The following is a 13,940-nucleotide window of genomic DNA, read 5'->3' as shown; positions in this document are numbered from 1 at the left end:
TTGATTTCGAACAGCCGATTGCAGAGCTGGAAGCGAAAATCGATTCTCTGACGTCCGTTGGCCGTCAGGATGAAAAACTGGATATTAACATCGACGAAGAAGTGCATCGTCTGCGTGAAAAAAGCGTAGAACTGACGCGCAAAATCTTCGCCGATCTCGGTGCATGGCAAGTTGCTCAGTTGGCTCGCCATCCGCAGCGCCCATACACCCTGGATTATCTGCGTCTGGCGTTTGACGAATTTGATGAACTGGCAGGCGACCGCGCCTACGCTGACGACAAAGCGATCGTCGGCGGTATTGCGCGTCTGGATGGGCGTCCGGTGATGGTGATTGGCCATCAGAAAGGCCGTGAAACCAAAGAGAAAATTCGCCGTAACTTCGGCATGCCAGCACCTGAAGGCTATCGCAAAGCGCTGCGCCTGATGGAAATGGCTGAACGCTTCAACATGCCGATCATCACCTTCATCGACACCCCTGGCGCCTATCCAGGTGTTGGCGCGGAAGAGCGTGGTCAGTCTGAAGCGATTGCCCGCAACCTGCGTGAAATGTCTCGCCTGAAAGTGCCGGTTATCTGCACCGTGATTGGTGAAGGGGGTTCCGGTGGCGCACTGGCGATTGGCGTGGGTGATAAAGTGAATATGCTGCAGTACAGCACCTATTCCGTTATCTCTCCGGAAGGCTGTGCTTCCATTCTGTGGAAAAGCGCCGACAAAGCGCCACTGGCTGCGGAAGCGATGGGGATCATTGCCCCGCGTCTGAAAGAGCTGAAGCTTATCGATACCGTTATCCCTGAACCACTGGGTGGCGCTCACCGTAAGCCAGAAGTGATGGCACAAACGCTGAAAGCGCAGCTGCTGGCAGACCTCGCGGATCTCGACGTGCTGAGCAAAGAAGACCTGCTCAATCGCCGTTATCAGCGTCTGATGAGCTACGGCTACGCGTAAGCGTAAAGAGTGCTCTGAAAAAGCCACACATCGTGTGGCTTTTTTTATCCCTATGATTCAGCTGCGCTATGATTAGCTAAGGTTTTTTTCCAGGAGGAATGCGTGAATATTATCGCCATCATGGGGCCGCACGGCGTTTACCACAAAGATCAGCCGATTAAAGATCTGGAAGCCGCGCTGACCCAACAGGGATTCAAAATTATCTGGCCGCAGAACAGCGCCGATCTCATTAAGTTCGTCGAGCAGAACCCGCGGATCTGCGGGGTCATCTTCGACTGGGATGAGTACGGCGAAGACCTGTGTAGCGATATCAATCAGCTGAATGAATATCTTCCGCTGTATGCCTTCATCAACACCCATTCGACGCTGGATGTCAGCATCAACGATATGCGCATGGCGCTGTGGTTCTTTGAGTACGCGCTCGGCGCGGCAGAAGACATCGCCACGCGTATAGGGCAGTACACCAAAGAGTATCTGGATAACATCACGCCGCCCTTTACCCGAGCCCTGTTCAACTATGTGAAAGAGGGCAAATACACCTTCTGCACACCTGGGCATATGGCCGGAACCGCTTATCAAAAAAGCCCGGTAGGATGTTTGTTCTATGACTTCTTTGGTGGAAACACGTTAAAAGCAGACGTGTCTATTTCGGTGACGGAATTGGGTTCACTGCTCGATCACACAGGGCCACATCTGGAAGCCGAAGAGTACATCGCCCGAACCTTTGGTGCCGAGCAGAGTTACATGGTGACCAACGGCACGTCGACGTCGAATAAGATCGTCGGAATGTATGCTGCACCGGCTGGCAGTACGCTGCTGATTGACCGCAACTGCCATAAATCCTTAGCCCATCTTCTGATGATGACGGATGTCGTGCCGTTGTGGCTCAAGCCGACGCGTAATGCGCTGGGGATTTTGGGTGGAATACCGCGTCGGGAATTCACGCGGGACACCATTACGCAGAAAGTGAAAGCTACCCCGGGCGCACAATGGCCCGTGCATGCGGTGATCACCAACTCGACCTACGACGGCTTGCTCTACAACACCACCTGGATTAAAGAGACGCTGGATGTACCGTCGATCCATTTCGATTCTGCCTGGGTGCCGTATACGCATTTCCATCCGATTTATCAGGGCAAAAGTGGGATGAGCGGCGATCGCGTGCCGGGCAAAGTCATCTACGAAACGCAATCCACCCATAAAATGCTGGCGGCGCTGTCGCAGGCTTCGCTTATTCACATCAAAGGCGATTACGACGAAGAGACGTTTAACGAAGCCTTTATGATGCATACCTCAACTTCACCGAGTTATCCGATAGTCGCCTCGATTGAAACGGCAGCGGCGATGCTGCGCGGCAATCCAGGTAAGCGGCTTATCAACCGCTCTGTTGAACGAGCTTTGCATTTCCGCAAAGAAGTGCAGCGGTTACGCGAGGAGTCGGAAGGGTGGTTCTTTGATATCTGGCAGCCTGAGCAGGTGGATGAAGCGGAGTGCTGGCCGGTAGCGCCTGGTGAAGACTGGCACGGTTTTACCGATGCTGATGCCGACCATATGTTCCTCGATCCGGTAAAAGTGACCATCCTGACGCCGGGTATGGACGAACAGGGTACGATGAGTGAAGAAGGGATCCCCGCCGCGCTGGTGGCGAAATTCCTTGATGAACGTGGCGTGGTGGTTGAAAAAACAGGGCCGTACAATTTGCTGTTCCTGTTCAGCATTGGGATCGATAAAACGCGCGCCATGGGCCTGTTGCGGGGTTTAACAGAGTTCAAACGGGCTTACGATCTCAACCTGCGGGTCAAAAATATGCTTCCCGATCTGTATGCCGAAGATCCGGACTTCTACCGTAATATGCGCATCCAGGATCTGGCTCAGGGGATCCACAAGCTTATCCGTCAGCATCAGCTTTCGCATCTCATGCTGCGGGCGTTTGATGTGTTGCCTGAAATGAAAATGACGCCGCACCAGGCGTGGCAACGGCAGATCAAAGGTGACGTTGAAACCATAGAGATCGAGCGGCTGGTGGGGCGGATCTCTGCCAATATGATCCTGCCTTATCCCCCAGGCGTTCCGCTGCTGATGCCGGGGGAAATGATCACCGAGGAGAGTCGGGCTGTGCTGGATTTCCTGCTGATGCTCTGTTCTATTGGGCGCCATTATCCGGGCTTTGAGACTGACATTCACGGCGCAAAGCGCGACGAAGACGGCGTCTACCGGGTACGAGTCTTAAAAGAGGCCTGAGGACTTGCGCCAGCTGGCCTGGCGCGGGTAACGTGCTGCGGACACATTTTAAGGAGCAGACATGCTGGGTTTAAAACAGATTCACCATATTGCCATCATCGCCAGTAACTACGCCGTGAGTAAGGCGTTTTATTGCGACATCCTGGGCTTTACGCTGCAAAGCGAGTTCTATCGCGAAGAGCGGGATTCGTGGAAAGGCGATTTGGCCCTGAATGGGCACTATACCCTTGAGCTGTTCTCCTTCCCGTTCCCGCCGGCCCGTCCGACACGCCCGGAATCCTGCGGTCTGCGTCATTTGGCCTTTAGCGTTGACGATATTGATACCTCAGTGGCACATCTTGAACGCCATGGTGTGAAGTGCGAAGCGATTCGGATTGACCCTTTCACTGACCGCCGCTTCACGTTTTTCAACGATCCGGACGGGTTACCGTTGGAGTTGTATCAGCAATAATATGAGCCTGAACTCTGTCGCCCGTGCATTGGGTGCCCATTCGCACGTTCTTGTCGCCTTCAGCGGTGGTCTTGATTCGACGGTGCTTTTGCATCAATTAACCCACTGGCGAGAGCAGACGCCGGGTGCGACGCTGCGCGCGGTGCATATTCATCATGGATTGAGCGCCAATGCCGATAGCTGGGTTAAGCACTGCCAGTTGATTTGCGCGCAGTGGCAGATTCCGCTGGACGTCGTCCGTGTCACGCTTGCGCAGAAAGGACTGGGCACTGAAGCTCAGGCCCGTGAGGCGCGTTATGAAGCCATTCGCCAGACATTGCAGCCTGGCGAAGTTCTGGTCACCGCTCAGCATCTTGACGACCAGTGCGAAACGCTGATGCTGGCGCTAAAGCGCGGCAGCGGCCCCGCAGGGCTTTCGGCGATGGCTGCTGAGTCTTCTTTTTACGACACAAAGCTCATCCGTCCTTTGCTGGCAGAAAGCCGTGAAGCGCTGGAGCGGTGGGCGAGAGAGCATCACCTGAGCTGGATTGAAGATGAAAGCAATCAGGATGACGACTACGACCGCAATTTTCTGCGGCTGCGCGTGCTGCCTTTGCTGAATGAGCGCTGGCCGCATTTCTCTCAGACGGTTTCCCGGAGCGCGCAGCTTTGCGGCGAGCAGGAGCAGCTTCTTGATGAGCTGCTGGCAGAAGAATTGAATTCACTGTGCGGCAACGACGGGCAGTTAGCGATTGAGCCGATGCTGTCGATGAGCGCGGTACGCCGGGGCGCACTGTTGCGGCGTTGGCTGGCTCAACACCAGGCCGCCATGCCATCCCGTGAGATGCTTGAGCGTTTGTGGCGTGAAGTGGCACTCGCTCGTGAGGATGCGAATCCTCAGGTGAGGTTAGGTGAGTTTACCGTCCGGCGTTATCAGCAACAGCTTTGGTGGGTGCCCGTTGCAACTCCTGCTCCGCAGACATGGCCTGATATCACGCAACCGTTGCGCTTATCAGAGGATGAGGAACTGAGTCTGATTAGCGGGCAAGAGATCCGCAGGCCTGCGCCGGGTGAGCGTGCCAGCGTACGTTATAGTGCGAGCGGTACGTTGCATATCGTGGGGCGTAATGGCGGACGTAAGCTGAAAAAAATCTGGCAGGAGCTGGGCGTTGCTCCCTGGCTGCGAGAAACCACGCCGCTACTGTTTTATGGTGAAACCTTGATTGCGGCGGCGGGGTATTTTGTCACTCTGGAAGGAAGCTGCCCGGAAGGAGAACCAGGATTGCAGATTGTGAGGCAGAGAAAAGGGCAGTGAGACTGCCCTTAAAGGTTACTCTTCGCTTACTACCACGGTCCCGATTTCGGGGTGGCTAAAACTCGCAATTTTGTCGAGCCGCAGTTCGCGCTGATCGCCTGAGATCTCGACAACCAGATACTCGACATTTTTACGTGAGACTAAGTCACTGGCTTTCGCCTTCAGCACTTCGCCGTCTTTCAGCTCCAGCGTTAACACGAGATGGTGCTGGCAGGCGAGTTCAAGATTGTCATAGTCATCACAATTGATGGGTTGATAAGACTCATTCGTTGACATAATCGCTCACCAGTAAGTTTGCCGCCGCATAGGCCGCTTTTTCCCTGACCGACTCTGAAATCGCGTCATCCGCCGCCACTTCATTCAATATTTTTAGCACACAACCCAGTGCATCCGGAACGTATCCTAAGTCTCCACTGGCTATTTCCGCATACCGCTTGCGTATTAACTCACAATATTTTTCCACATGCCCTCCTGTCAGCGTTCTGACTCAACTGTGGGATGCAAGTTTAAGCCTACGAAGATAAACTCTGTTTAGCAAGGTGACTATACCATACTCATTTAAGCAATATCAGCAGGATGAGCCTTCTGACAGTGAATTGGCGACAGCCTTTCAGCGCGGATTTCGGTACAATGACGACCAATTTTCAGGAGTGAAATCATGGCGCTGAAAGCGACAATTTATAAAGCGGCAGTGAATGTTGCCGATCTCGACCGAAACCAGTTCCTCGATGCAAACCTGACGCTGGCACGTCATCCTTCAGAAACAGAAGAACGGTTAATGCTGCGTCTGCTGGCATGGATCATGTATGCCGATGACCGTTTACAGTTTACCCGTGGGCTGAGCGCCGATGATGAGCCGGAAGTCTGGCTGCTCAACGATCATCTGGGCGTGGATCTGTGGATTGAACTGGGGTTGCCGGATGAACGCCGGGTGAAGAAAGCCTGTTCGCGTTCACAACAGGTTGCTTTGTTTGCCTATAACAGCCGGGCGGCAGAAATCTGGTGGCAGCAAAATCAGGCCCCGTTATCCGGATTCAGTAATTTGACCATCTGGTATTTTGACGACACAACGCTGGCACAGCTCACCGCCTTCGCCGCCCGTAATATGACCTTACAGGCAACGCTGCAAGAGGGGACGCTCTGGCTATCTGACTCTCAGAATAATCTGGAAATCGCCCCTGTTAGCTGGAAACAGGTGCAATGATTGTTATCACCCGGCAGGTAGCTATTGCCGATGAAGAGGTCGAAATCAGCGCGATTCGTGCGCAGGGCGCGGGTGGACAGCATGTGAATAAAGCCTCTACGGCGATTCATCTGCGTTTTGACATCCGGGCCTCAAGCCTGCCAGAGTATTATAAAGAGCGTATGCTTGCCGGCAGCCACCATTTGATGACCGCCGATGGCGTGATCATTATTAAAGCGCAGGAATACCGTAGTCAGGAAATGAACCGTGAAGCGGCGATTGCCCGTCTCGTTTCTGTCATTCAGACGCTCACGGCGGAGCAAAAGCAACGCCGGGCGACGCGGCCAACCCGGGCTTCAAAAGAGCGACGACTGGCGGCAAAAACACAAAAATCCTCAGTCAAAGCGATGCGGGGAAGAGTGAAACACTCCGGTGACTGAGCAAAAGTATTTACAGCATAAGGACATTAAGGTGAAGAAAGTACTGGTCGCCCTGGCGGCAATGGGCATTCTTTTTGCGTTACCGGGGTGTAATAACCGTTCCGATGAACAAACGTTGAAGCCAGGCGCGGAAGAGTCTTTGCAGCCGATGCAGCAAAGCTGGCGTGGTGTGTTGCCTTGCGCAGACTGCGAAGGTATTGAGACGTCGCTGTTCCTCGCTAAAGACGGTACTTGGGTAATGAATGAACGTTATCAGGGCGTGGCGCGTGAGCCTTCTTCGTTTGGTTCTTACGGAACCTGGGCGAGAACAGCAGAAAAGCTGGTGCTTACCGACAGCCAGGGTGAGAAGTCTTACTACCGTGCCAAAGGCGACAAGCTGGAAATGCTGGACAGAGAAGGCAATCCGATTGTCTCGTCGCTGAACTACACGCTGGAACCTGTTAAATCGAGCTTGCCCGTCACTCCGATGGCGATGCGCGGCATGTATATCTACATGGCGGATGCGGCTACCTTCACCGATTGTGCAACCGGTAAACGTGTTGCTGTGGCGAACAATGCGCAACTTGAACGCGATTATGCCGCTGCGCGTGGCAGTGAGACCAAACCGGTGCTATTGACGGTAGAAGGGCATTTCACACTTGAGCCAAATCCAGACACCGGCGAGCAGGTGAAAACGCTGAAGACGGATAAAGACGCGAAATTTATACCAGGAAAAGAGTGCGGTAACTGACAGACCCACTCTCTGAGCAGAAAAAAGGCCTCGCACTGCGAGGCCTTTTGTTTTTAGCCTTTGATGGCTTTAACCAGGAAATCGAGCACATCCCCGGTTTTAATCAGCTGCTTGTCACCGTTACGGCGATATTTGTATTCGATATCGTCGCTGTCGAGGTTACGGTCGCCAATCACCACGGTGTGTGGAATACCGATCAGCTCCATATCAGCAAACATCACGCCTGGACGCTCTTTACGGTCATCCATCAGCACTTCGATGCCCTGAGCACGCAGCCCGGCATACAGTTTTTCTGCCACTTCCTGCACGCGGTAGGATTTGTGCATGTTCATTGGCAGGATGGCTACCTGGAACGGTGCAATGTTGTCAGGCCAGAGGATGCCGCGCTCGTCGTGGTTCTGCTCAATGGCAGCAGCCACAACGCGAGTGACCCCTATACCGTAGCAACCCATGGTCAACGTCTGGTTGCGGCCATCTTCACCCTGCACCGCTGCTTTCATTGCTTCAGAGTATTTGGTGCCAAGCTGGAAGATATGGCCCACTTCGATACCGCGTTTGATAAGCAAAGTGCCTTTACCGTCCGGGCTTGGATCGCCGGCTACCACGTTACGAATATCGGCCACTTCTGGCGTTGCTGCGTCACGATCCCAGTTGATGCCAAAGTAGTGTTTACCGTCAATGTTTGCGCCAGCAGCGAAATCGCTCATCGCGGCGACAGTGCGGTCAATCACGACTGGAATTGGCATATTCACCGGGCCAAGAGAGCCAGGGCCAGCATTGACGATCGCGCGAATTTCAGCTTCGGTGGCGAAGGTCAGAGGGCTGGCTACCTGTGGCAGTTTCTCTGCTTTCACTTCGTTCAGCCCGTGGTCGCCACGAACCAGCAGCGCAACCAGCGGGTAAGCGCTATCTTCAACGGCTTTCACCAACAGCGTCTTGACCGTTTTCTCAATCGGCAGATTGAACTGCTCAACCAGCTCCGCGATGGTTTTCGCATTCGGCGTGTCGACCAGCGTCATTTCCTGAGTGGCAGCTGCGCGAGGCTCTTTCGGCGCGAGCGCTTCAGCAAACTCGATGTTAGCGGCGAAGTCAGAGGAATCAGAGAAGATAACATCATCTTCACCGCTGGACGCCAGCACCTGGAATTCATGAGAGGCGCTACCGCCGATGGAACCGGTATCCGCCTGAACGGCGCGGAAATCCAGACCCATGCGGCTGAAGATTTTGCTGTATGCGGCATACATCGCATCATACGTTTCCTGCAGGGATTCCTGAGACGTATGGAATGAGTATGCATCTTTCATGATGAATTCGCGGGAACGCATCACACCGAAGCGCGGACGAACTTCATCACGGAACTTCGTCTGGATCTGATAGAAGTTCAGCGGCAGCTGTTTGTAAGAGCTGAGCTCATTACGAATGAGATCGGTGATCACTTCTTCATGCGTTGGGCCGAGAACAAATGGACGCTCGCCGCGATCGACAAAACGCAGCAACTCCGGACCGTACTGCTCCCAGCGGCCACTCTCCTGCCACAGGTCAGCAGGCTGAACCACAGGCATGGACACCTCGATAGCACCGGCGTTGTTCATCTCTTCACGCACGATATTTTCGACTTTTTTCAGGACGCGCAGGCCGGTCGGTAGCCAGGTGTACAACCCGGAAGCGAGCTTGCGAATCATCCCGGCGCGCAGCATCAGCTGGTGGCTGATAACCTCGGCGTCGGCAGGTGTCTCCTTCAGAGTGGAGAGCAAGTATTGACTAGTACGCATGTTATTACGGTTCCATTTGAACGATCGGAACAGGCAGGTAGCCCTGCCTGATACAAAAAAAGTGGTTTAGTTTATCAGCCTGGCAGAGATGCCAAAAGAGAGGAGGAGAAAATTAGCGAGCTTCCAGGGCAAAGACTTCGAACCCGCTCTCCGTCACGCGCCAGCGCACGTTAAAATCATGTAACCACACGGCGTACGTTTTCCCTGTTTCTTCCCCTTTACGATAGGCCGGACGTGGGTCCTGGGCCAGCACATCCTGAATAAAGGCCCGAAGATGCGGGTAACGCTTTTCAAGTTGTGGAAAAAGGATTTCAAGCTCGGTAGTGAAGCTGACATCAACCGCTGCCACCGGTGCCTGTTGCGCGTAGCTCGCCTGAGCATCAGGTAACGCTTCAGCGAAAGGCAAATAAGGTTTGATATCCACCACCGGCGTGCCGTCGACCAAATCCAGGCTGCCCAATTGCAATATCACCTGATCTTTCTGGCAGCGAATGCCTTTCAATTCGACCAGCGACATACCAACGGGATTGGGGCGAAACGTGGAGCGTGTTGCAAACACGCCCATGCGGGCATTTCCTCCCAGGCGGGGAGGGCGCACGGTTGGACGCCAGCCACCTTCCATCGTCTGATGAAAGACAAACAAAACCCAAAGATGGCTGAAGTCTTCCAGGCCACGTACGGCATCGGCCTGGTTGTAGGGAGCGATCAGATGGAGCTCGCCGTTGCCATGTTGCACCAGACCAGGCTGGCGCGGTACGGCAAATTTCTCTTTATACGGCGAACGGATAACGCCTATCTGCTCGAAGGAAAAACCACTCATTGCGCCGAAACGTTGAGGGCGGAGCCAAGGCAAACGGCCTGGCGGTAGCAGCCTGGCGTGCCGCTGGTGACTTCACAGCTGTGCAGCAGGACGGCATTAGCCTTCATTTTAGCTGCATTAATTTGCAGACGTTTACGTGCCGTAGGGATGTTTGGTGGGGAATCCTGATTTGAGGCCTGGCAGGACTCGCCGCTGACTTCACCGAGATCGCGGAACGGTTTGCCAACCAAATCTTCTGCGTTAGTGATAATTCTTACGGGAGCCGGACGCGTCGCTTTCGGTTTAGCCGGTTCAGTTTTCGCAGGTGTTACGGTGCTTTGTACGGGTTCGACAGGGGATCTGCTAAACATGGAGCAACCGCTCAGAATGAGCGCCAGAAAACAGATCGGTAAAGCACGCATAATTATTCCTCAATACTGTATTAAACCGGGGAGCCATTGAATCAGTTGACCACACAAATAACAAGACGGGCATAAAGCCCGTCCTGAATGATATTACTTTGTGAAAAGATTACCAGCCTTTAACCGCACCACCGTTGAAGATCTTGTTAGCGGCTTCATAGACTTCGTCTGACTGATAAGCTTCAACGAATTTCTTCACGTTTTCCGCGTCCTTGTTGTCTTCACGGCTCACGATCAGGTTAACGTAAGGGGAGTCTTTGTCTTCAACAAAGATGCCGTCTTTCGCTGGCGTCAGGCCAATCTGGCTTGCGTAAGTGGTGTTGATAACGGCCAGAGCAATCTGCGCGTCATCCAGAGAACGTGGCAGCTGTGGCGCTTCCAGCTCAACAATTTTCAGGTTTTTCGGGTTCTCGGTCACATCAAGAACGGTTGGCAGCAGGCCAACGCCATCTTTCAGTTTGATCAGGCCCACTTTCTGCAGCAGCAGCAGGGAACGGCCGAGGTTAGTTGGATCGTTAGGTACGGCAACCTGAGAACCCGGCTGCAGTTCGTCCAGAGATTTGATTTTCTTGGAGTAGCCCGCGATTGGGTAAACGAAGGTGTTACCGACTGGAACCAGCTTGTAGCCACGATCTTTAATCTGCTGATCCAGATAAGGTTTGTGCTGGAAGGCGTTAGCATCGATATCGCCTTTGCTCAGCGCTTCGTTCGGCAGGACGTAGTCGTTGAAGGTTACCAGTTCAACGTCCAGATCATATTTCTCTTTCGCGACTTTCTGAGCGACTTCAGCAACCTGCTGTTCAGCCCCAACGATCACGCCGACTTTGATGTGGTTTGGATCTTTTTCATCCTGACCGCAACCCACCAGTGCCAGAGAACCAATCAGGGCACCAACTGCCGCAAAGGTTTTAAACTTGAACGCCATTTTGTTTCCTTAAACTCTTAGAGTTGTATGTTGTGTGTAACGTTACTTGTGAGTGACAGCCCGGACGATACGATCGCCAGAGAATTGAATGAGATAAACCAGAACAACTAACAACACAAGCACGGTATTCATCACCGTGGCGTTATAGCCGATGTAGCCATACTGATAGCCAATCTGACCAAGACCACCGGCACCGACAGCCCCGCCCATTGCGGAGTAACCGACAAGGGTAATCAGGGTGATGGTCGCAGCGTTAACGAGACCTGGAAGTGCTTCAGGCAGCAGGACTTTACGAACGATCTGCATCACTGTTGCACCCATCGCGCGTGAAGCTTCAATCAGGCCCGTTGGGATCTCCAGCAGGGCATTTTCCACCATACGAGCGATAAATGGTGCTGCGCCTACAGTCAGAGGCACAATCGCCGCCTGCAGACCAATGGAAGTACCGACAATCACGCGAGTGAATGGAATCATCCACACCAGCAAAATAATGAACGGAATGGAACGGAAAATGTTCACCAGCGCGGAGAGCGTGCGGTAGAGCTTCACATTCTCCGCAATCTGACCCGGACGGGTAACATAGAGAAGCACACCCACCGGCAGGCCGAGAACGAAACCAAAGAAACCGGAAACGAAGGTCATCGCCAATGTTTCCCAGACGCCGCGCGCCAGCAACCACATCATCGGCTCAGACATAACCCAGTACCTCTACTTTCACATGGTGTTCCTGCAACCAGCTGATTGCCGCTTGCGTATCTTGTTGCGTGCCGTGCATTTCGGTCAGCATGATGCCGAACTTCACGCCGCCGGCGTAATCCATCTGCGCGCTAATAATGTTGTTGTTCACATTGAAGCGACGCGCTGTTTCAGACAACAGTGGCGCATCAACGGACTGCCCCGTGAACTCCATGCGCAGCATGGGTACGCTGTCGGCCTGCTGTTCAGGCTTCATGCGTTCCAGATAATCTTCCGGAATATCCAGATGCAAGGTGGATTGAATGAACTGTTGAGCCAGCGGCGTCTTCGGATGAGAGAACACTTCGCTCACTGTATCTTGCTCGATCAACTGACCGTTGCTGATCACCGCAACACAATCACAGATGCGTTTAACCACATCCATTTCATGAGTGATAAGCAGAATGGTCAGGCCGAGACGACGGTTAATGTCTTTCAATAACTCCAGAATCGAACGAGTCGTTGCCGGATCCAGTGCGCTGGTGGCTTCATCGCACAACAACACTTTGGGATTGCTTGCCAGCGCGCGGGCGATGGCCACACGTTGTTTCTGGCCGCCTGACAGATTTGCCGGATAGCTGTCGTGCTTATCCGCAAGCCCAACCAGCTCCAGGAGTTCGGTCACACGACGTTTAATCTCATCTTTTGGCGTGTTGTCCAGCTCAAGCGGCAGAGACACATTGCCAAACACGGTACGTGAAGCCAGCAGGTTGAAGTGCTGGAAGATCATGCCAATCTGACGACGGGCTTTGGTTAACTGTGATTCAGAAAGGGCGGTCAGGTCCTGACCGTCAACCAGAACGCTTCCCTGGGTTGGGCGCTCAAGTAAATTGACGCAACGAATCAGCGTGCTTTTACCTGCACCTGATGCACCGATGACGCCATAAATTTGTCCGGCAGGAACATGCAGGCTGACATCATTCAACGCCTGAATGGTTCTGTGACCCTGCTGGAACACTTTGGTGATATTCGAAAGTTTTATCATTAGCTATTTATTATCGTATGGAGTTTTGCCGTGGCATTTTCTGCTGTCGCAGTGGTGCGATGACCGTTAATGAAATGGATGTTAAGGCATCCAGACGTCTAAATCAATCAGAGGCCGACGATAATGAGCACTTTCTTGCCGCAGGAAACATGAGATACTAAACGGACATGCCTTATTCAGGAGTAAACCGGTGGCTAAAACCGTTCCCGCTATTTTCCTCGACCGTGATGGCACCATTAATGTCGATCACGGTTATGTGCACGAAATTGACGAATTTGAATTTATTGATGGCGTGATTGACGCCATGCGCGAACTGAAAGCGATGGGCTATGCGCTGGTGGTGGTGACCAACCAGTCCGGCATTGCCCGAGGCAAGTTTACTGAAGCGCAGTTTGAAACATTGACGGAATGGATGGACTGGTCGCTGGCCGACCGTGGTGTGGATCTCGACGGCATCTATTACTGCCCTCACCACCCACAAGGAACAGTGGAAGAGTTCCGCCAGGTTTGTGACTGCCGTAAACCGCATCCGGGAATGCTTATCTCTGCTCGTGACTTCTTACATATAGATATGGCCGCTTCCTTTATAGTTGGCGATAAAGTTGAAGATATGCAGGCAGCAGCCGCAGCGGGTGTTGGTACTAAAGTGCTGGTACGTACCGGCAAGCCAGTAACGGAAGAAGCCGAAAAAGCAGCAGATTGGGTGATTGATAGCCTGTCAGCCCTGCCAGCAGCCATCAAAAAGCAGAATAAATAAGCGTTGAGGCGAAAAGATGAGCGGTTGAAATAAAAATGCATTTTTCCGCTTGTCATTCCTCGGCAGCCCCCTATAATGCGCCTCCATCGACACGGCAGATGTGAATCACTTCACACAAACAGTCGGTTCGGTTGAAGAGAAAAAATCCTGAAATTCAGGGTTGACTCTGAAAGAGGAAAGCGTAATATACGCCACCTCGCGACAGAGCGCTAAAGCGCGTCGCAACTGCTCTTTAACAATTTATCAGACAATCTGTGTGGGC

16 protein-coding genes are annotated in these 13,940 nt (G+C 53.1%); 8 read left to right on the top strand and 8 right to left on the bottom strand.

Annotated elements, in window-relative coordinates; translation table 11 throughout:
* The 4 genes from accA to tilS form a co-directional block, all read left to right on the top strand.
* Positions 1–944, top strand: a 944-nt coding sequence (gene accA / locus ACRCWW_RS13340; RefSeq protein WP_438682844.1) for an acetyl-CoA carboxylase carboxyl transferase subunit alpha, incomplete at its 5' end; no start/stop codon positions are given.
* A gap of 102 nt (positions 945–1,046) precedes the next feature.
* A complete protein-coding gene (locus ACRCWW_RS13335) occupies positions 1,047–3,185 on the top strand; it encodes a lysine decarboxylase LdcC (RefSeq protein WP_438682843.1) in 2,139 nt (712 codons plus the stop codon).
* Between the two features lie 61 nt (positions 3,186–3,246).
* The gene (locus ACRCWW_RS13330) at positions 3,247–3,636 is read left to right on the top strand and encodes a VOC family protein (RefSeq protein ID WP_438682842.1); all 390 of its coding nucleotides are present in this window, start codon (positions 3,247–3,249) and stop codon (positions 3,634–3,636) included.
* Position 3,637: 1 nt separating this feature from the next.
* The gene (tilS, locus tag ACRCWW_RS13325) at positions 3,638–4,930 is read left to right on the top strand and encodes a tRNA lysidine(34) synthetase TilS (protein WP_438682841.1); all 1,293 of its coding nucleotides are present in this window, start codon (positions 3,638–3,640) and stop codon (positions 4,928–4,930) included.
* Positions 4,931–4,945: 15 nt separating this feature from the next.
* Here tilS and rof read toward each other — a convergent pair whose 3' ends face one another.
* Positions 4,946–5,206 carry a Rho-binding antiterminator gene (gene rof / locus ACRCWW_RS13320; RefSeq protein WP_438682840.1) on the bottom strand — a complete coding sequence of 87 codons (261 nt, stop codon included), beginning with the start codon at positions 5,204–5,206 and terminating at the stop codon, positions 4,946–4,948.
* Complete coding sequence (locus ACRCWW_RS13315) at positions 5,193–5,393, bottom strand: YaeP family protein (RefSeq protein WP_438682839.1); 201 nt, start codon at positions 5,391–5,393, stop codon at positions 5,193–5,195. Before ACRCWW_RS13315 ends, rof begins: the two co-directional genes overlap by 14 nt.
* Before the next feature lie 195 nt (positions 5,394–5,588).
* Here ACRCWW_RS13315 and ACRCWW_RS13310 point away from each other — a divergent pair, with 195 nt between their 5' ends.
* The 3 genes from ACRCWW_RS13310 to nlpE are packed head-to-tail and all read left to right on the top strand — an operon-like array spanning position 5,589 to position 7,283.
* Positions 5,589–6,134 carry a YaeQ family protein gene (locus ACRCWW_RS13310; protein ID WP_438682838.1) on the top strand — a complete coding sequence of 182 codons (546 nt, stop codon included), beginning with the start codon at positions 5,589–5,591 and terminating at the stop codon, positions 6,132–6,134.
* Positions 6,131–6,553, top strand: a complete 423-nt coding sequence (gene arfB / locus ACRCWW_RS13305; protein WP_438682837.1) for an alternative ribosome rescue aminoacyl-tRNA hydrolase ArfB — start codon at positions 6,131–6,133, stop codon at positions 6,551–6,553. The genes ACRCWW_RS13310 and arfB overlap by 4 nt, the downstream gene beginning before the upstream one ends.
* Positions 6,554–6,584: 31 nt before the next feature.
* Positions 6,585–7,283, top strand: a complete 699-nt coding sequence (nlpE, locus tag ACRCWW_RS13300; RefSeq protein ID WP_438682836.1) for an envelope stress response activation lipoprotein NlpE — start codon at positions 6,585–6,587, stop codon at positions 7,281–7,283.
* Positions 7,284–7,336: 53 nt separating this feature from the next.
* On the opposite strand, the gene proS is transcribed toward nlpE, so the two are convergent.
* The 6 genes from proS to metN form a co-directional block, all read right to left on the bottom strand.
* Positions 7,337–9,055: a proline--tRNA ligase gene (gene proS, locus ACRCWW_RS13295; protein WP_438682835.1), complete on the bottom strand. Its 1,719-nt coding sequence runs from the start codon at positions 9,053–9,055 to the stop codon at positions 7,337–7,339.
* A gap of 112 nt (positions 9,056–9,167) precedes the next feature.
* Entirely contained in the window at positions 9,168–9,875 is a 708-nt protein-coding gene (tsaA, locus tag ACRCWW_RS13290) for a tRNA (N6-threonylcarbamoyladenosine(37)-N6)-methyltransferase TrmO (RefSeq protein ID WP_438682834.1), read from the bottom strand.
* Complete coding sequence (gene rcsF / locus ACRCWW_RS13285) at positions 9,872–10,276, bottom strand: Rcs stress response system protein RcsF (protein ID WP_404659730.1); 405 nt, start codon at positions 10,274–10,276, stop codon at positions 9,872–9,874. The genes tsaA and rcsF overlap by 4 nt, the downstream gene beginning before the upstream one ends.
* A 109-nt stretch (positions 10,277–10,385) precedes the next feature.
* The gene (gene metQ / locus ACRCWW_RS13280) at positions 10,386–11,201 is read right to left on the bottom strand and encodes a methionine ABC transporter substrate-binding lipoprotein MetQ (protein ID WP_438682833.1); all 816 of its coding nucleotides are present in this window, start codon (positions 11,199–11,201) and stop codon (positions 10,386–10,388) included.
* 42 nt (positions 11,202–11,243) lie between these two features.
* A complete protein-coding gene (locus ACRCWW_RS13275; protein WP_330984882.1) occupies positions 11,244–11,897 on the bottom strand; it encodes a methionine ABC transporter permease MetI in 654 nt (217 codons plus the stop codon).
* The gene (gene metN, locus ACRCWW_RS13270; protein ID WP_438682832.1) at positions 11,890–12,921 is read right to left on the bottom strand and encodes a methionine ABC transporter ATP-binding protein MetN; all 1,032 of its coding nucleotides are present in this window, start codon (positions 12,919–12,921) and stop codon (positions 11,890–11,892) included. The genes ACRCWW_RS13275 and metN overlap by 8 nt, the downstream gene beginning before the upstream one ends.
* A 190-nt stretch (positions 12,922–13,111) precedes the next feature.
* On the opposite strand from metN, the gene gmhB reads away from it, so the two are divergent.
* Positions 13,112–13,678, top strand: coding sequence for a D-glycero-beta-D-manno-heptose 1,7-bisphosphate 7-phosphatase (gene gmhB, locus ACRCWW_RS13265; RefSeq protein WP_438682831.1), 567 nt, complete (start codon positions 13,112–13,114; stop codon positions 13,676–13,678).
* The last annotated feature ends 262 nt before the right edge of the window (positions 13,679–13,940 follow it).

Source organism: Scandinavium sp., assembly GCF_051650185.1.
Taxonomy (GTDB): domain Bacteria; phylum Pseudomonadota; class Gammaproteobacteria; order Enterobacterales; family Enterobacteriaceae; genus Scandinavium.
The sequence above is the reverse complement of the archived record's forward strand: the minus strand, read 5'-3'. Positions and strand labels throughout refer to the sequence as shown.